Annotated in this window: 15 protein-coding genes and 1 pseudogene; 7 read left to right on the plus strand and 9 right to left on the minus strand. The window is 65.1% G+C overall.

Annotation, left to right across the window (positions count from 1 at the left end):
- Positions 1–216 precede the first annotated feature (216 nt).
- The 3 genes from ACLQI9_RS01170 to ACLQI9_RS01180 are packed head-to-tail and all read left to right on the plus strand — an operon-like array spanning position 217 to position 4,087.
- On the plus strand, positions 217–3,204 hold the full coding sequence (locus ACLQI9_RS01170) for an MMPL family transporter (protein ID WP_442380419.1): 2,988 nt from the start codon (positions 217–219) through the stop codon (positions 3,202–3,204).
- A complete protein-coding gene (locus ACLQI9_RS01175; protein ID WP_442380420.1) occupies positions 3,201–3,752 on the plus strand; it encodes an XRE family transcriptional regulator in 552 nt (183 codons plus the stop codon). The genes ACLQI9_RS01170 and ACLQI9_RS01175 overlap by 4 nt, the downstream gene beginning before the upstream one ends.
- The gene (locus ACLQI9_RS01180; protein ID WP_442380422.1) at positions 3,752–4,087 is read left to right on the plus strand and encodes a CoA-binding protein; all 336 of its coding nucleotides are present in this window, start codon (positions 3,752–3,754) and stop codon (positions 4,085–4,087) included. The genes ACLQI9_RS01175 and ACLQI9_RS01180 overlap by 1 nt, the downstream gene beginning before the upstream one ends.
- 109 nt (positions 4,088–4,196) lie before the next feature.
- On the opposite strand, the gene ACLQI9_RS01185 is transcribed toward ACLQI9_RS01180, so the two are convergent.
- Positions 4,197–4,886, minus strand: a complete 690-nt coding sequence (locus tag ACLQI9_RS01185) for a hypothetical protein (RefSeq protein WP_442380423.1) — start codon at positions 4,884–4,886, stop codon at positions 4,197–4,199.
- Positions 4,883–5,509: a hypothetical protein gene (locus ACLQI9_RS01190; RefSeq protein ID WP_442390804.1), complete on the minus strand. Its 627-nt coding sequence runs from the start codon at positions 5,507–5,509 to the stop codon at positions 4,883–4,885. The genes ACLQI9_RS01185 and ACLQI9_RS01190 overlap by 4 nt, the downstream gene beginning before the upstream one ends.
- 119 nt (positions 5,510–5,628) lie before the next feature.
- Between ACLQI9_RS01190 and ACLQI9_RS01195 the strand changes: the two genes are divergently transcribed.
- The gene (locus tag ACLQI9_RS01195; protein ID WP_442380426.1) at positions 5,629–7,623 is read left to right on the plus strand and encodes a M13 family metallopeptidase; all 1,995 of its coding nucleotides are present in this window, start codon (positions 5,629–5,631) and stop codon (positions 7,621–7,623) included.
- A gap of 359 nt (positions 7,624–7,982) precedes the next feature.
- Here ACLQI9_RS01195 and ACLQI9_RS01200 read toward each other — a convergent pair whose 3' ends face one another.
- The 4 genes from ACLQI9_RS01200 to ACLQI9_RS01215 form a co-directional block, all read right to left on the minus strand.
- Positions 7,983–8,576 (minus strand): hypothetical protein, encoded by a 594-nt coding sequence (locus tag ACLQI9_RS01200; protein WP_442380428.1) that lies wholly within the window; start codon positions 8,574–8,576, stop codon positions 7,983–7,985.
- 538 nt (positions 8,577–9,114) lie between these two features.
- Entirely contained in the window at positions 9,115–10,167 is a 1,053-nt protein-coding gene (locus ACLQI9_RS01205) for a L,D-transpeptidase (RefSeq protein WP_442380430.1), read from the minus strand.
- A 140-nt stretch (positions 10,168–10,307) separates the two neighbouring features.
- On the minus strand, positions 10,308–11,486 hold the full coding sequence (locus ACLQI9_RS01210) for an MFS transporter (protein ID WP_442380453.1): 1,179 nt from the start codon (positions 11,484–11,486) through the stop codon (positions 10,308–10,310).
- A gap of 161 nt (positions 11,487–11,647) precedes the next feature.
- On the minus strand, positions 11,648–11,938 hold the full coding sequence (locus tag ACLQI9_RS01215; RefSeq protein WP_442390806.1) for a metal-sensitive transcriptional regulator: 291 nt from the start codon (positions 11,936–11,938) through the stop codon (positions 11,648–11,650).
- 240 nt (positions 11,939–12,178) lie between these two features.
- Between ACLQI9_RS01215 and ilvD the strand changes: the two genes are divergently transcribed.
- Positions 12,179–13,897 carry a dihydroxy-acid dehydratase gene (gene ilvD / locus ACLQI9_RS01220; RefSeq protein ID WP_442390810.1) on the plus strand — a complete coding sequence of 573 codons (1,719 nt, stop codon included), beginning with the start codon at positions 12,179–12,181 and terminating at the stop codon, positions 13,895–13,897.
- 64 nt (positions 13,898–13,961) lie between these two features.
- On the opposite strand, the gene ACLQI9_RS01225 is transcribed toward ilvD, so the two are convergent.
- Positions 13,962–14,399: an SPW repeat protein gene (locus tag ACLQI9_RS01225; RefSeq protein WP_442380433.1), complete on the minus strand. Its 438-nt coding sequence runs from the start codon at positions 14,397–14,399 to the stop codon at positions 13,962–13,964.
- A 152-nt stretch (positions 14,400–14,551) separates the two neighbouring features.
- Complete coding sequence (locus ACLQI9_RS01230; RefSeq protein WP_442380435.1) at positions 14,552–14,794, minus strand: sigma factor-like helix-turn-helix DNA-binding protein; 243 nt, start codon at positions 14,792–14,794, stop codon at positions 14,552–14,554.
- 275 nt (positions 14,795–15,069) lie between these two features.
- Here ACLQI9_RS01230 and ACLQI9_RS01235 point away from each other — a divergent pair, with 275 nt between their 5' ends.
- Together ACLQI9_RS01235 and ACLQI9_RS01240 are read left to right on the plus strand one after the other, a co-directional pair.
- Complete coding sequence (locus ACLQI9_RS01235; RefSeq protein WP_442380437.1) at positions 15,070–15,687, plus strand: TetR family transcriptional regulator; 618 nt, start codon at positions 15,070–15,072, stop codon at positions 15,685–15,687.
- A gap of 5 nt (positions 15,688–15,692) precedes the next feature.
- Positions 15,693–16,179: pseudogene (locus tag ACLQI9_RS01240) on the plus strand (nitronate monooxygenase); the annotation flags it as partial.
- A 13-nt stretch (positions 16,180–16,192) separates the two neighbouring features.
- Here the strand turns inward: ACLQI9_RS01240 and ACLQI9_RS01245 are convergent.
- Positions 16,193–16,849, minus strand: coding sequence for an O-methyltransferase (locus ACLQI9_RS01245; protein WP_442390808.1), 657 nt, complete (start codon positions 16,847–16,849; stop codon positions 16,193–16,195).
- Between the last annotated feature and the right edge of the window lie 186 nt (positions 16,850–17,035).

Consider the following 17,035-nt stretch of genomic DNA (forward strand, 5'->3'; position numbering starts at 1 on the left):
CCGGCCATCCTGCCATCGACTCCGTGGGCGCGGCCAATTCAGCCGACAAGATACTGCTCACACTCGATCAGCTTCGACATCAGGCCTCCACAAATCCCGCCATCGTTGCCGAGTTGTTGCAGCTCAGCGACCCGTAACCGGCATATGCACATAGCTTGCTGGGGTAGGCTGACCTGCACGCAACGCTAATGCGGGGAGACCAAAATCCAGCACTTCATGATGCGCCTAAGCGGCAACCTGCGCAGATTCCGCTGGCTGGTTTTCACAGGTTGGTTGCTCGCGCTGATACCCGCGATCTACCTGACGGTGACCCAGTCGGGTCACCTCACAGGTGGTGGCTTCGAGGTGGCCGGATCCCAGTCCCTACGCGTCCATGACCAACTCGAGGCGCATTACCCCGACCAGGGCACGTCACCGCTGGCGCTGGTGGCGGCGCCGCGCGCCGACGCCAGCTACGAAGACATGAACGCCGCCGCGACATTTCTGCAGCAAGTCGCCGGCCAAGTCTCCGATGTGGCGGTGGTGAAAACTCCGACCCAGCCGGCACCGGAGCCTGACCGGCCGTACGTGGTGTCGTTGCGACTGGACTCCGCCACCAACAGCAGCGCCAGCGACGCCGCCAAGAAGTTGCGGGCAAAGGTCGGCGTCCATGGCGAGCGGCCGGGACAAATGGCAAACGGCAGGGTCCGGCTCTACGTCATCGGCCAGGGTGCGCTGAGTACGGCGGCGGCGGCCAACACCAAACATGACATCGCCGCGGCGGAACGCTGGAACCTTCCGATCATCCTGATTGTGTTGCTGGCGGTGTTCGGTTCGCTTGCCGCCGCTGCGATTCCGCTGGCATTGGGCATCTGCACGGTCGCCATCACCATGGGACTGGTCTATCTCCTGTCGGCCTACACCACGATGTCGGTCTTCGTCACCTCGACGGTGTCGATGTTCGGTATCGCGCTGGCGGTCGACTATTCGCTGTTCATTTTGATGCGCTTCCGCGAGGAACTGCGTGCCGGGCGTCAGCCGCAGGAGGCGGTCGACGCGGCGATGGCCACGTCCGGCCTCGCGGTGGTGCTGTCCGGGATGACCGTCGTGGCCTCGCTGACAGGTATCTACCTGATCGACACCCCGGCGCTGGCGTCGATGGCCACCGGCGCGATCCTTGCGGTCGCGGTCGCGATGCTGACCTCGACGACCATGACACCGGCCGTGTTGGCGACGTTCAGCCGGGCCGCCGCCAAGAGATCCGCGGTGCTGCACTGGTCGCGGCGACCCGAGACGACGCAGTCGCGGTTCTGGAGTCGTTGGATCGGCTGGGTAATGCGCCGGCCGTGGGTCTCGGCGTTGGCGGCATCGGCTGTTCTCATTGCCATGGCGGTGCCGGCCCTGTCGATGGTGCTGGGCAACAGCCTGCTCCGGCAATTCAACTCGTCACACGAGATCCGCGCCGGAGTGTCAGCGGCGGCGGAGGCGCTGGGTCCCGGCGCGCTGGGCCCGGTGCAGGTGCTGGTGACCTTCCCCGACGGCGAGGCGTCCTCGCCCGCGCACACTCAGACACTGGCGGCTATCCATCAGCAGATGGGGCAGGCGCCCGACATCGTCTCGGTGGCGGCGCCGGTGTTCGCCGACAACAACACCAGCGCCTTGTTGTCCGGGGTGCTGTCGGTCGATCCCGAGGACCTGGGCGCGCGCAGCAGCATCGCGTGGATGAGGGCCCACCTACCCGCGGCGGCGGCCGGCTCGGCGCAGGTGGACGTGGGCGGACCGACCGCGCTGATCAAAGACTTCGACGACCGGGTGTCTCAGACCGAGCTGCTGGTGTTGGTTTTCGTTGCTCTGATCGCCTTCGTCATGCTGCTGATCTCGATTCAGTCGGTGTTCTTGGCGTTCAAGGGCGTGCTGATGACGGTGTTGTCGGTGGCCGCGGCCTACGGCAGTTTGGTGATGGTCTTCCAGTGGGGCTGGCTGGAGAAGCTCGGGTTCCCGCCGATCAGCTCCATCGATTCCACCGTCCCGCCACTGGTGCTGGCCATGACGTTCGGCTTGTCGATGGACTACGAGATCTTCTTGCTGACCCGAATCCGGGAACGGTTCCTGCAGACCGGTCACACCCACGACGCCGTGGCGTACGGGGTGAGCACCAGCGCGCGCACCATCACCAGCGCTGCGCTCATCATGATCGCGGTGTTCATCGGTTTCGCGTTCGCCGGCATGCCGCTGGTGGCCGAAATCGGGGTGGCGTGCGCGGTCGCGATCGCGGTGGACGCCACAGTGGTGCGGCTGGTGATGGTGCCCGCCCTGATGGCGATGTTTAGCCAGTGGAACTGGTGGCTGCCGGCTTGGCTGGAGCGCATCCTGCCCTCGGTTGACTTCGAAAAGCCTCTGCCCACAGTCGATCTCGGCAATGTCCTGATGATCCCCGATGACATTTCGGCGCCGGCGGTGCCCACCGCTGACCTGCGGATCGTGCTGAAATCCGCAGCCAGACTCAAGCACCTGGTCCCGGACGCGATTACCGTGGCCGACCCGCTGGCCTTCACCGGATGTGGGCGCAACGACGAACTGCGGGCACACGTCAACGGCGATGACGATGCCGCCAGTGCCACCACGCACCGGTTGGCGTTGGCCGGGACGGCGGCCCCGACCAACGGTCATTCAACGAACAAGAAGTTCGCTGGCGGCTTGTCGCACCGCAATGGCGCCAGCCGCGCCGCACCGCGCGCGGTCCGGCCCGTGCACCCGGTCACACTGTGGCGCGGCCGGCTCTCGGTCGCCCTGGACGCGCTGGAAACCGAGGCCGAGACCGACCACCCGAGGTTCGAGCGGCGCAGTCCGGTGGAAACCACCCACGTCCAGCTGCCCACCGGTGACCGGCTGCAAATCCCGACCGGCGCGGAGACGCTGCGGCTCAAGGGCTACCTGATCATGTCGCGCAACAGCAGCCGGGACTACACCGAATTTGCTGAGCTGGTCGACACGATGGAAGCCGAGACAGCCGCATTCGTACTGGCCGGGATGGACAGGTATTACTGTAGTCAATCACCCAGGCGGCAATGGATCGCTACCCAGTTGGTGCGACGGCTCGCGGATCCACATCCGACGGATCTCGACGACGAAAGTTGGCCCGGTCCGGATGCGAAGGCAGACTGGGAGGAGGTCAGGCAGCGCTGCCTGTCGGTAGCAGTGGCGATGCTGGAGGAGGCGAGGTGACGTTGGCAGCCGACCGACGCCACGAACCGGCGCCGCATCGACCCCCCGTCCGCCCTCGCAATGTCGAGCGGCGCGTGGAGTTCTGGCCGACGTCGGCCATCCGCACAGCGCTGGAAGGTGGCGACATCGCCACCTGGAAGCAGATCGCGGTCGCGATCAAACGCGACCCGTACGGGCGCACGGCCCGTCAGGTCGAAGAAGTTCTGGAGACCTCGCGACCCTACGGCATTTCCAAGGCCCTGGCGGAGGTGCTGGACCGCGCCCGCGCACACCTGGAGGCCAACGAGCGCACCGAAGTGGCCCGCCACGTGCGGTTGCTGATCGAACGGTCGGGACTGAAGATGCCGGAATTCGCGTCCCGGATCGGGGTGCCCGCCGACGAGCTGGGCGCCTACCTGGATGCCACGACCAGCCCGGCGGCGTCGTTGATGATCCGGATGCGCCGGCTCTCTGACCGGTTCGCGAAGGCCAGAACCCAACAGCCCCCGCAGCACCCGTCCCAGCAACCGGCTCCGCGGGCTGCGCAGCGGCCGCCCCGCAGCAACTGATGCTCGGCCAGCCCGACGATGTGACGCTGCGGCGCATCCTGGCGGAGACCCGCACCATCGCAGTGGTCGGCACATCGGACAAGCCGACGCGGCCCAGCCACGAGATCTATTCGTATCTGGTCGCGACGGGTGACTATCAGGTGTACCCGGTCAACCCGACGATCACCGAAATCGACGGCGCGCCAGCGTATCCGCGGCTGGCCGAGCCGGTGGTACCCGACATGGTCGATGTGTTCCGGCGGTTCGACGAGTTGCCGTCGGTACTGGCCGACACGCTCGCCCTCGAGGAACGGCCGAAAATCCTCTGGCTGCAGGAGGGGTTGTGGCATGAGTAGCCCTGTGTCAAGCCGCCCTGTGTCAAGCCGCGGCGCGCAGGCAGCCGGTATGCAGGTGGTGATGGACCGTTGTCTGATGGTCGAGCACGCCCGGTTGTGCTGACTGTCGTTAGCGGGCGTTGATCGGCGATACGTCCAGCACCAGCCAGTGGTCGCTCTGCTTGGTCAGCGCGATGCGCAGCGCCAGCACCGCGTTACTGGGCGGCTGACCCGGCGCGTTCTGAGTAGCGCGCAGGACTACCGCCACGGCGGCCGCAGCCGGCCCGATCGCCTCGACACCGGCTTCCAGCGTCGAAGCGGACGCGGTGACGTTCCGGTGCGCCAAATCCGCTGTGGCTTTGCCGAAATTATCCTTGAACGCCGTCGCCTGTTCCGGCACCATCATGGCCGCAGCCCGGTCGATCGACGCCGTCGGTTCTTGCGGCGAGAAGGTGGCCGTCGCCTCTGCCATCCCGGTCGCTATCCGCACCACCTCTGTCGAATCGGCCTTCAGCCGGCGGTCCGGCAACGTCCAATGGGTGTAACCGGTCAGCACCGCCGACACCACCGCCACCGCGCACAGCGCGACTACCGCCAGCCGCAGAGCGGGCGCGTCGTCGTCGGTGCCGACGGTCACCGAATCCCGGCGCAGCAGCCAGACATTCACCATCACGCCTTCGACGATCAGCAACACCAGCACCGAGCATGCCGACACCCACCACCGCGGCCAGCCCAGAACGACCCCGATCGCCAGCAGCGCACAGATCGCGGCCAACGGCGCGGCGATGTCGAACGCCAGCACCCGCCAGGCGTTCCTCATCGAATCGACTCGAGCCGCGAGATCATCAGCTTGCCGTCCACGTCGGAAACCCCCAACCGCAGGTTCCAGTGCACGGTCTGCGGCTTGCCACCCGCGTTCTCGCTGACCGACGTGGCGACCACCACGACCATGTCGGTGCGACTGGCGACCGAGGCCGGCAGTTGCTCCGGCGGAGGCCGACCGCTGGCCGGCTGGAGGTCCAGATCGTGGTGCACGGCTTCTACCGCCACCGCCTCGACCAGACCGTGGGTGGTCGATTGCAGCCGCTGCACCACCTGCTGGTAGGGCTGCATGGCGGAGTCGAAATCGGCGTTCAAATCCCCGACGGTCCCGTCGTGCAGCCGCTGCAGGCTGGCCGTGACGTTGCCGGTGTTCATGTTGATCAGCACGCCGGTCCAGTCGACGGCGGCCTGCATGACTCGGCTCTGGTAGCCGCGTTCGTCGACGTCACTGCGGTGCGCCACCCAGATGGCCGCACCCAGCGCGATCGCTGCCACGGAAAGCACCCCCAAGGCCGCCGACGCAACGCCGTAGCCGGAGATGGCCGGGCCGTCAACCTCGTCGGGCGCCGCTCCGTCATCGCCGTCGTCGACCGCTGGTTCCGTCGGGTCGGCGTCGGGCATGGCCGTGAGCCTAGCCGGGCGACGATGCAGGGGGTCCCCCCAGCCGCGCAGCGGCTGGGGGGAAGCCCGGCAATCCGACACAGCCTGGCGCCGAATTTGCAAGATGGAAGGATGGCGGCGTGACGGTAGAAGCGATCCGCTCGGGCATAGACCTGAGCAATGTCGACGACGGTGCCCGCCCCCAAGACGACCTATTCGGCCACGTCAACGGCCGCTGGTTGGCCGACTACAAGATCCCGGCCGACCGCGCCACCGACGGCGCCTTCCGCTCGTTGTTCGACCGGGCCGAAGTCCAGGTGCGCGACCTGATCACCGAAGTCAGCGAGAACACCACGTCTTCAGCAGCGCCCGGCACCGACGAACAACGCATCGGCGACCTGTACGCCAGCTTCCTCGACGAGGACACGGTCGAAGGGCGGGGTGTGCAGCCGCTGCTCGACGAGTTGGCGGCGATCGACGACGCCACCGACCCCGACGCGCTGGCGGCAGCTGTCGGCGCCCTGCAACGTAGCGGCGTGGGCGGCGGGGTCGGTGTGTACGTCGACACCGACTCCAAGAACTCCAACCGATACCTGGTGCACGTCAGCCAGTCGGGTCTCGGACTGCCCGACGAGTCCTACTATCGCGACGAGCAGCATGCCGAGCTGCTGACCGCCTACCCGGATCACATCGCGCGGATGTTCGCCCTTGTCTACGGCGGTGCGCCCGACGACCACCGTCAGACCGCGTCGCGGATCGTGGCGTTGGAGACCAAACTGGCTGCCGCGCACTGGGATGTGGTCAAACGCCGCGATGCCGACCTGACCTACAACTTGCGCACCTTCGCCGATCTGCAGGCAGACGCGGCGGGTTTCGACTGGCCCGGCTGGGTGGACGCGCTGGGCGGCACGCCCGATGCGGTCGCTGAACTGGTTGTGCGCCAACCGGATTACGTGACGGCGTTCGCCGAGCTTTGGCGCAGCGAGGATTTCGACGACTGGAAGAGCTGGGCGCGCTGGCGACTCATTCATGCCCGCGCCGGATTGCTCACCGATGCTCTGATCGCTGAGGACTTCGCGTTCTACGGCCGCAAGCTCACCGGCGCCGAGCAGATCCGTGAGCGCTGGAAGCGGGGCGTCGGCTTGGTGGAAGGCATGCTGGGCGACGCCGTCGGAAAGCTTTACGTGCAGCGCCATTTCCCACCAGACGCCAAGGCCCGCATCGACGCGCTGGTCGCCAACCTGCGTGAGGCATATCGGATCAGCATCAACAACCTGGACTGGATGACCCCGCAGACCCGGCAGCGCGCGCTGGTCAAGCTGGACAAGTTCACCGCCAAAGTGGCCTACCCGAAGAAGTGGCGGGACTACTCGAAGCTGGTGATCGACCGGGACGACCTCTACGGTAACTACCAGCGCGGCTACACGGTCAACTACGACCGGGAGATGGCCAAGCTGGGCGGGCCCGTCGACCGCGACGAGTGGTTCATGACCCCGCAGACCGTCAACGCCTACTACAACCCGGGGATGAACGAAATTGTCTTCCCCGCAGGCATTTTGCAGCCACCATTCTTCGACCCCGATGTCGACGACGCAGCCAATTATGGCGGCATCGGCGCGGTCATCGGCCACGAGATCGGGCACGGCTTCGATGACCAGGGCGCCAAATACGACGGCGACGGCAATCTGGTCGACTGGTGGACCGACGACGACCGCACCGAGTTCGGGGCGCGCACCAAAGCGCTGATCGAGCAGTACGACGTCTACACGCCCCGCGGGCTCGAGAACGGCCACCACGTCAACGGTGCGTTCACCGTCGGCGAGAACATCGGTGATCTGGGCGGTCTTTCGATCGCGCTGCTGGCTTACCAGTTGTCGCTGAAGGGCGAAACCGCTCCCGTCGTCGACGGCCTCACCGGCGTGCAGCGGGTGTTCTTCGGCTGGGCCCAGGTGTGGCGGACCAAGTCGCGTGAGGCCGAGGCGATTCGGCGGCTGGCCGTCGACCCGCACTCGCCGCCGGAGTTCCGCTGCAACGGCGTCATCCGCAACATCGACGCTTTCTACAACGCCTTCGACGTCGCCCAAAACGACGAGCTATACCTCGACCCGCAACGCCGGGTCAGGATCTGGAACTAGGCTCGATTGCCGAAATCGTTTGATAAAAGCAGCCAAGTATTCACCGGTAACTCATCAGGGTAGAACGCGCAACCCCCGCCACGTTTTCCATTCCGGTAACTTCGTAGCCGGACCGGCGGGGACGGCGTAGCTTAGCCCGAGCAGCATGCCGGCGGGATAGAGTCCGCCGACCAAAAGGGATAGGCCAGTCCTCCAGTTGGGCGATAACGATCCTTGCGTCAACACCGCGCCGAGCACCGTTCCCAGAATGGCAAAGACGACAACGTGATAGGACGTTGCGCTAAGCCTTCGAAGCGTTCGAAGCGAGTACTTGATTCGGATCGCGTCTTCCGGTATTTCAGTGGAGGGCGTGCGTCGAATCATGACATCGGCTTCGGCGAAGCTCTCAGTCGTCCTTTGCTTTCGAAGCGTGGGACCGAAGAGACGGACGATCCCGTAGCAAGCCAATCGAGCAATGACATACCGACTACCACAACGCCAACAACGCAGGAAGTTGTCGTGCGCGAAAATCTCTCGCCGACGGCTTGATTCGTCAAATATTCCGCAAACAGCGCACCTAGCGCTATAACCGCAGCGATGCAGATCTCTTTTGCTACGCGCTCTGTGAGTTTATTTTCCCTTACGTCGGGTGGAGTGCGAGATTCATAGACACCCGGGACATATCTGATGCATGAAGCAACATTTTCTTGCCTGGCAGAACGCGTGCGCCAGATAACAAGATACGCAGACCGGACGACGACATATAGACCAAAAAAGAACACGAAGAACATCAGATACCATTTGACGTGAAGGAATTCAAAAGATGAGTATATCGTTTTAAACCAAGTATGCCTGCCGGTGGTGCCTTTCAGGTAGACAACATTGGCGGCAATTAGCCAGCATGTCATCGCCGTAGTACCGCCGAGTGAGAGAGCCATGCTCAGACTGATGAAAAATCTGCGGTTTTCCTCCACCCTTTTTCATTGGACGGTTCTTCTCGATTAGCTTTACCGCTAGGTTGTCGCTATAACTTACGAGCGCCCATCCTAAGCCATACAGCAGGACAGACGCGCCGATTAATAGCATCGCGAATGCAGGAAGCCATTGGCTCCAGATTTGGCCGCAAACTTTCAGGTCAGGATTCGGCCCAGGTTTCGTCCCGGACAACACGGTGAAGAGATAGCTGGACAGCGTGAGGGCCGCCACCCCGGATGCGAATAAGGCAAACGTGTCAGAATCGGAACGGTCATTCCATTGCACCAGCAGCGCCGTTGCAGCCACGATCAGGAAGCCCGCTAACACTCCGGCGAGTGTCGAATCCTGCGCTGCACCCCCGAGGACGCTCCAACCTACGTTCCCGACACACGGATCCTGGTCCATACGGATTTGTATCAGCTAAATAGACGGATTGTACGAAAACCGCATCATGTACCGCATTTAGTGTCGTGGACCGATATGCGCGTCCATCGCCGCGGGCATCTTCCCGCGTCGATTTCGCCAGTGTCAGCTTTTTTAAAGCTGCCAGTCGTTGGAGCCGTCGTTCTTCGAGTAGGTCCCGACAGAGTTCTTCACGATGATGGGATCGCCGGTGCCGAAGTTGTCGAAGAACCACTGCGCATTCGACGGGCTGATGTTGATGCAGCCGTGGCTGACGTCACGCTTGCCCTGATCGGACACCGACCACGGCGCGCTGTGTACGAAGTCACCGCTGTTGTCGAATTGGACGGCGTTCTCGACAGTGACCTTGTAGCCCCAGGTCGAGTTGACCGGCACCCCGTAGGTGGAGGAATCCATCACCACCTTGGCTTTCCTGTCCAGCACGTAGTAGGTGCCGTTGGGCGTCTGGTGACCTCCCGCGGCCATGCCCATCGACATCGGGAAGGTTTGCACCACGGCGCCGTTGCGGGTGACGATCAGCTGATGGGTGGCGTCGTCCGCGGTGGCCGATAGCGCGTCGCCGGTCCTGAAGTCCGAGATGGTGCCGGCGGCGTCGACGTGCACTGCGGTGTGCGCGGGCCAGAAGCTGAGCGGGCGCCACCGCACCTGGCTGGGGGTCAGCCAGTAGAACTTGCCGGACACCGGCGGGGTCGACGAGACATGGATCGCCTGTTCAGCCATGCGCTGGTCGCCGATCGGCCGCCCGAAGTTGATGATGATCGGCTCGCCCACACCGACCGTTGAGCCGCTGACCGGGTTGAACGTCGGAGGCACGAACGGCGGCTCGCCGACGAACGGCTGCGGGTTCTGCCCCACAACCGGGCCGGTCGGCACGGCGGCCGGAACCGCTGCCGGCGGTGCCAACGGGTTGCCCGGAGCCGGTGGCGGGGGCGCCAAAGGATCTCCCGGCGCCGGCGCGGGCGGGGCCACGAGTGGGTTGGCCGGTGGTGGCGGCGCCAGCGGGTCGGCAGGCGCCGGCGGCGGCGGGGCGTCCACGCCCGGCGCGGGCGGTGGCGGCGGCGCCGGCTCCGGGTCTGCCAGGGCCGAGCCGCTCGCCAAGGTCAGCACAGCGGTCATTCCCGCTGCGCTCAGCGCAGCGACGAGAGGACCCTTGGTCCATCGCGACATAGTTATCCCTCCGGTCACGTTCTCAACCCAGTATGCAATAGCGGCGAGGCCGGCTTCTGGCTCGGCAGTCTTGATTCAGCCGCGACGCTGGCCCGTTCTGGGCCGCTGACCTGCGGTGTTGTAGGTCGTTGAAACGAATCTTACCGGTCGCCGGTGGCGGGGACGTCGAACAGCTGCCGCTCGGCGGTCATCCCGGCGGCTCCGGCGCCGATCAGCACCGCTGACGCGGCCAACATCGCCAGCACGCTGCGCTCGTAAAGCAGCCCGCCGGCGAAGGATCCGGCCATGATTCCGATCTGGAACGCCGCCATATACAGCCCGGACGCGCCGTCCGGGTCGTCCGCTCCGGCGCGCATCGCCGCAGCTTGCAGCATCGGCGATACCGCATTGGCGGTGGCACCCCAGAACGCGATCGCGGCGATCCCGATCACGATGCTCGCCGGGGTGGGCGATCCATGGAACACCAGCGCGATCAGCACCAAAAACGTCACCCACAGTGCGGCCATGCAGCTCATGACCGCCGCCCTGGGCCGATGGTCCGACGGTCCGGCTACCAGCGGCATCGCCAGCAGGCCCGCGACACCGTAGGTAGCCAGCAACCAGGCCAGAGCCGGTCCCCGCACCCCGACGACGTCATGGATGATCACCGCGATGAAGGTGTAGGAGATGTAGTGACCGGTGACCGCGACCATGGTGAGCAAGCTCACGATGACCAGCCGCCTGTTGCGGTGATGTCCGGCCCCCCGACCGACGCGGGCCAGCTGGTCCTCGGTCAACGTCAGCACCGGCAGCACGGCCCAGGCTGCCACGGTGACCACGGCGGCCACCACGGCCACCGACGCGACTGCAGACCGCCAGCCCCACAGCAAGCTCATCGCCGCCGTGACCGGGCTGCCCACCACCACAGCCAGGCTGATGCCGACGTAGACCACCGTTGTCGCGCGTCCGGAGTGGCTGGCCGGGACCAGCCGGGTGGCGATCGGTGCGATGACCGACAACATCAGGCCGTGCGTGATCGCCGAAAGGACTCGGCCACCGGCCAGCACCACGAAGTTGGGCGCCACCGCCGAGATGAGCTGGGAGGCGGTCAGGCACGCCAATGACAACAACAGCGCCCGGCGCCGCGGCCAGTGCGCGGTCCAACGGACCAGCGGGATCGTGGTCACGGCCGCCACCAGCGCGTACCACGCCAGCAGCGTGCCGACCACCGGCACGCTGACGTGCAGGCCTCGCGCGATCGCGGGCAGTGCGCCTACCGGCAGGATTTCGGCGGTGACATAGATGAAGGCAGCCGCGGCCAGGACCGCCAACTGGACCAGAATCCGGGGCGTCCACGGTCCGCCCGAAGCGGCTTGAGCTTCGCTCCTGGGGCCCGGTGACGGGGGGTCATTCCACCAGCGGCGCGATCGCGCTGCTCCGTCGGCACGGGCTGGCCCCACGGCCCCTACTCAACCATGCAATGCGCGTATCGCGTTAACCATCAGGACCGGATGAGTCGCGCGATGGCGGCGGAGGCTTCGGCGAGCTTCTCCTCCGCCTCGGTTCCGCCCTCGGCGACCGCACGGCTGACGCAGTGTCCGAGGTGCTCGTCGAGCAGGTTGAGCGCCACCGACCGCAGTGCGTTGTTGGCGGCGCTGATCTGGGTGAGGACGTCGATGCAGTATTTGTCGTCTTCGATCATCTTGGCGATGCCACGCACCTGGCCCTCGATCCGCCGCAGTCGTTTGGCGTAGTTGTCCTTCTGCGAGGAGTATCCGCGTGCGGGTGTCATCTACCCTCCAGCATTCTGGTCTTCTGATCGATCTCGGTTGCCGCGCCGCGCCGATGTTGTGGGTCTTCGTGACGGCGGGTGATATCACCATTGTCAATGCCGAGTTGAGCCATCGCGACGGCGCCCCCGGTCAATCGGCTTCCTGCCAGCGTATCCTATACCCCACCGGGGTATATAAATGATTTTGGGCCGACATGGCAATACGCGCATACTTGGGCTGTGCCCCAAACCAAGCCTCAAATCACGGCCCACACCAACGATCCGTCGCCCGCCGTCGACATCAAGCCCCGCAGCCGTGAGGTCACCGACGGCCTGGAGAAAGCCGCCGCGCGTGGCATGTTGCGGGCGGTCGGCATGGATGACGACGACTTCGCCAAGCCGCAGATCGGAGTGGCGTCGTCGTGGAATGAGATCACGCCCTGCAACCTGTCGTTGGACCGACTGGCGAAGGCGGCTAAGGAGGGGGTGTTCGCCGCGGGCGGCTATCCGCTCGAGTTCGGCACGATTTCGGTGTCCGACGGCATCTCGATGGGCCACGAGGGCATGCACTTCTCACTGCCGTCTCGCGAACTCATCGCCGACAGCGTCGAGACCGTGATGCAGGCCGAGCGACTGGACGGATCGGTGCTGCTGGCCGGGTGTGACAAATCGCTGCCGGGGATGTTGATGGCCGCGGCGAGACTGGATCTGGCGGCGGTGTTCCTCTACGCAGGCACGATTCTGCCGGGTCGTGCCAAGCTTTCCGACGGCAGCGAGCGCGAGGTCACCATCATCGACGCGTTCGAAGCGGTCGGCGCTTGCGCGCGCGGTTTGATGCCGCGCGAGGACGTCGACGCCATCGAGCGAGCGATCTGCCCGGGCGAGGGGGCGTGCGGCGGCATGTACACCGCCAACACCATGGCCTGTGCCGCCGAGGCGCTGGGCATGTCGCTGCCCGGCAGCGCTTCGCCGCCGGCGACCGACCGTCGCCGCGACGGATTCGCGCGCCACAGCGGAGAAGCCGTCGTCGAATTGCTGCGGCGCGGCATCACCGCCCGCGACATCCTCACCAAGGAGGCGTTCGAGAACGCGATCGCGGTGGTGATGGCGTTCGGCGGGTCGACCAACGCGGTGTTGCATCTGCTGGCGATCGCGTACGAGGCCAACGTCAAGCTGGCGCTGGAGGACTTCAGCCGGATCGGCGCACGCGTGCCGCATCTTGCCAACGTCAAGCCATTCGGCCAACACGTCATGTCCGACGTCGATCACATCGGCGGCGTGCCGGTGGTGATGAAGGCCCTGCTGGATGCCGGCCTGCTGCACGGCGACTGCTTGACGGTCGCCGGGCGGACCGTCGCGGAAAACCTCGCGCACATCGCCCCGCCCGATCCCGACGGCAAGGTGCTGCGCGCTCTCGACCATCCGATCCACCCCACCGGGGGAATCACCATCCTGCACGGGTCGCTGGCGCCCGAGGGCGCGGTGGTCAAGACAGCCGGTTTCGACGACGATGTGTTCGAAGGCATTGCAAGGGTTTTCGACCGCGAGCGGGCCGCATTGGACGCATTGGCCGACGGCACCATCACGCACGGTGACGCGGTGGTGATCCGCTACGAAGGCCCCAAGGGCGGTCCCGGGATGCGTGAAATGCTCGCCATCACCGGCGCCATCAAGGGCGCCGGCCTGGGCAAGGACGTGCTGCTGTTGACCGACGGCCGGTTCTCCGGCGGCACCACCGGCCTGTGCGTTGGGCACGTCGCGCCCGAGGCAGCCGACGGTGGACCGATCGCGTTCTTGCGTGACGGCGACCGAATCCGGCTCGACGTCGCCAAAAGCACCTTGGACGTACTGGTCGACCCCGACGAGTTCGCTTCCCGCCGTGAGGGTTTCACCCCGCTGCCACCGCGCTACACCAGCGGTGTGCTGGCCAAGTATGTCAAGCTGGTGGGCTCGGCCGCCATCGGAGCGGTCTGCGGCTGAATCAGGACCGCAACCCACTCTCCCGGCGGGCATGCTCCCGCCGGTTCGCTAAATCGGCGTTCTGTCAGGCGGATGTTGAGCTACGCGCGCGCATACCGAAGTACATCGCGTTCAAGCCCAGCACCGTCAGCACCGCACCCGCGATCACATTCGACCAGATCATGCCGCCGTGCGGCGAGACACCGTGAAGGATCCACGGCGAGACGATGAACCATACGCCGAAAACCGGCAGGGTCCAGGTCATGCCGTGGCTGCGGTCCAACGCCATCGCAAATCCAAACGCCAGCGCCACGCACACGATTCCGACGATGAAATCGTTGGCAACAAGCGGTCTCGTTCCTTCGAATCCGACAATCCATGGCGACACAGCCGCATAAACCGCCGTCAGCAGTGTGAGGCCGAATGTGCCGTGCGCGGTCATCGACTCTGCAGCACGCTCGTAGCGCTCACGTAGAGCCAATAGATCCGGGTGGTGATCGATTGATGAATGGACTGTACTCATTTTGTGACCTTTCTGTTATGCAGCAAGCCTTTTGAGCCCACTGCACCCATCCATCCGTTTCAAGATTACGCCTGCCAAGCGACCGCCAGCAAACGAAAAGCGGCTGGCGTACCGACCGTCAAACCGCAACGCAGCCGCGCAAGTCCTGCGGATTAACGCCCGCCGCCCGCGCTTTGCAGGGTCATCCGCAGTGCATGCAACGCGCGGTGCAGTTCATGCTTGACGACCTCGCCGTTGGTCCCCAGTTCTGCGGCGATCTGCGTCGTCGTCCGCCCGAGGTAATGGGAGCGGTAGATCATGGCACGCTGTGGATCGGACAGTCGGGCCATCGCCTCCGTAACAATCGTGGCTTCCCGCTGACTGCGCCACGCCAAGTCGGTCCGTGGACGTCTCACCGCGGCTTGACCCCGGTTCGCGGATGCGACAGGGCAACTCCGGGCGGATTGCGCCGATGAAGGCCATTGCTTCGGCCCCAGCCGGCCGCAAGCGGGATCTTCCACGGTGCATTCTCGCCCGCAGCGCATCGACGACTCGATAACGGAACCATCCGGATTCACTCTCGCGCCCGCTCCCGGTTACAACTAACCGATGGTTGTACGTAATGTATACAGTGTCGGCCTAGCTGTGTCAATCACGACATCTTTACCAGGTTTGTCGTATGCTGTGAGGTATGTCGGAAGCGCCGAACTTTCAGGCCGAGGTTCGCCAGTTGCTGCGCGCTCGCGTCTTGGACGCGGCGTACGCGCTGGTCTGCGCCGAGGGTTGGCAGGCGGTGAACATGTCAAGCATCGCCGCCACGGTCGGCATCAGCCGACAAGTGCTGTACAAGGAGATCGGCGCTAAGCAGGCACTGGGCCAGGCCCTGGTCCAAAGGGAGACCGACCGATTCATCACCGGGGTCATTTCGGCGATGCATGGCCATCCCGACGACGTGGCCGCCGGTCTTGCGGCTGGCGCAGCCTTTACCCTGCGGACCGGCGCCGACGACCCCCTGGTCAAAGCGAGCCTTACCCGTGCTCGCGACACGGAGGTCGGCCTGACTCCGCTACTGACCGTGGGACCGACACCCATCTGGCGCGGTGCGATGGACACGATCGCCGCGGCCGTTCGGGATTTCTATGATCTTCCGGATCCGATCGACCGGCACTTGGACTCGGTCGTCGAAGTCGACGTCCGCTTGACCTTCAGCCATATGCTGCAACCCATGGGCATCATCGACGATGCCGCCCGGCAGATCTATACGACTGTGCGCGCGTTGCTCGACGCCGCTACGGCCCAGGGCGGGTAAGAAAGCTGGACATCGCAGATCGACTCCGCCTCGACGTTCCGTTGGGTCAGGCCGGGATGGGTGGCGGACTGGCCGGCGGACGGTTGGCCGGGGCGGTCGCCAACGCTGGCGGACTGGGCACCCTGGGGCTGGCGCTGCCCAGTCAACTGCGAATGGCGATCGATCACGTTCGCGCCGAAGCCCCAGGGCGCTGTCGCCGTGAACCTGTTGATACCCTTCGCGCGTCGCGGTCACGTCGCGGTATGCGTCGACGAACGCGTTGATGTCGTAGTGGTGGCGTTTGTCGGCGATCGCAGCGTTGTCGAGCACCTACGTGAGGCGGGAATCTTGGTCTTTGTGATGGTCGGTACCGACGCGCAAGCACGACAGGCAATCGGTTGGGGCGCTGATGGTTTGATCGCTCAGGGACGAGAGGCCGGCGGCCATCTCGTCGGAAGCATGCCAGCGCTCGGCTTTCTGCCACACGCGCGTGCGGCGGCCGGTCAACGACCTGGCGCCCTCACGCTTACTTAACCAAGGCGAGCGCGAAGCCATCCCAGTGCTTCGCCCCGACCGTCTGGAGCACCGCGGCATCAAGCCCCGGGTGTTCACCCATGAGCTCCAGCGTCCGCCGCGTTGCCCGCGCGATGTCGTCGGGATCCGCTGACAAGATCGAGCCATCACGAATGACGTTGTCCACCAAAATAACTGAGCCGGGATGGGTTAGCCGAACAGCCCATTCCAGGTAGCCGGCGTTGTTTTCCTTGTCGGCATCGATGAATACCAGGTCGAAAGGGCCCTGAGTCACGGTGGGAAGTGTCTCCAGCGCGGGGCCGACCACCACCTCGACCCGGTCGCCGACACCGGCACGGTCGATGTTGGCCCGCGCCACCTCGGCGTGCTTGGGCTCGTATTCCAGCGTGATCACCAGGCCGTCGGGACCGGCGCCCCGGGCCAGCCAAATTGTGCTGAAGCCGCCGAGTGTGCCGATCTCCAGAATGCGCCGAGCTTTGATCGCACCGGCCAACAGGCTCAGGAACTTGCCTTGTTGAGCCGACACCGCGATCCGTGGCAACCCGGCCGCATCGCTGGCCTCCAGTGCGGCGGACAGCGCGGGATCGTCGCCGACCACGGTGGTGTCCAAAAATTCGTCAACGTCGGCGGGGCTCGGATTCTGGGTCATGAGCCAACGCTAGCCCGCCGCCTTCGTCGACCGCCACTAGATAAAAGCCGACCCACTAGATACCCCCAGGGGGTATATGCTACATTCTTGGTTGTCCGCACAATCCCGCGGCTCGCGGGGTGCCGAGATAGATAAGGGTGGAGTAGATGGCAAACGAGGCAGGAACACTACTGACCTGTTCCCACG

Origin of the sequence: Mycobacterium sp. (genome assembly GCF_052143115.1) — a bacterium.
GTDB lineage: Bacteria > Actinomycetota > Actinomycetes > Mycobacteriales > Mycobacteriaceae > Mycobacterium.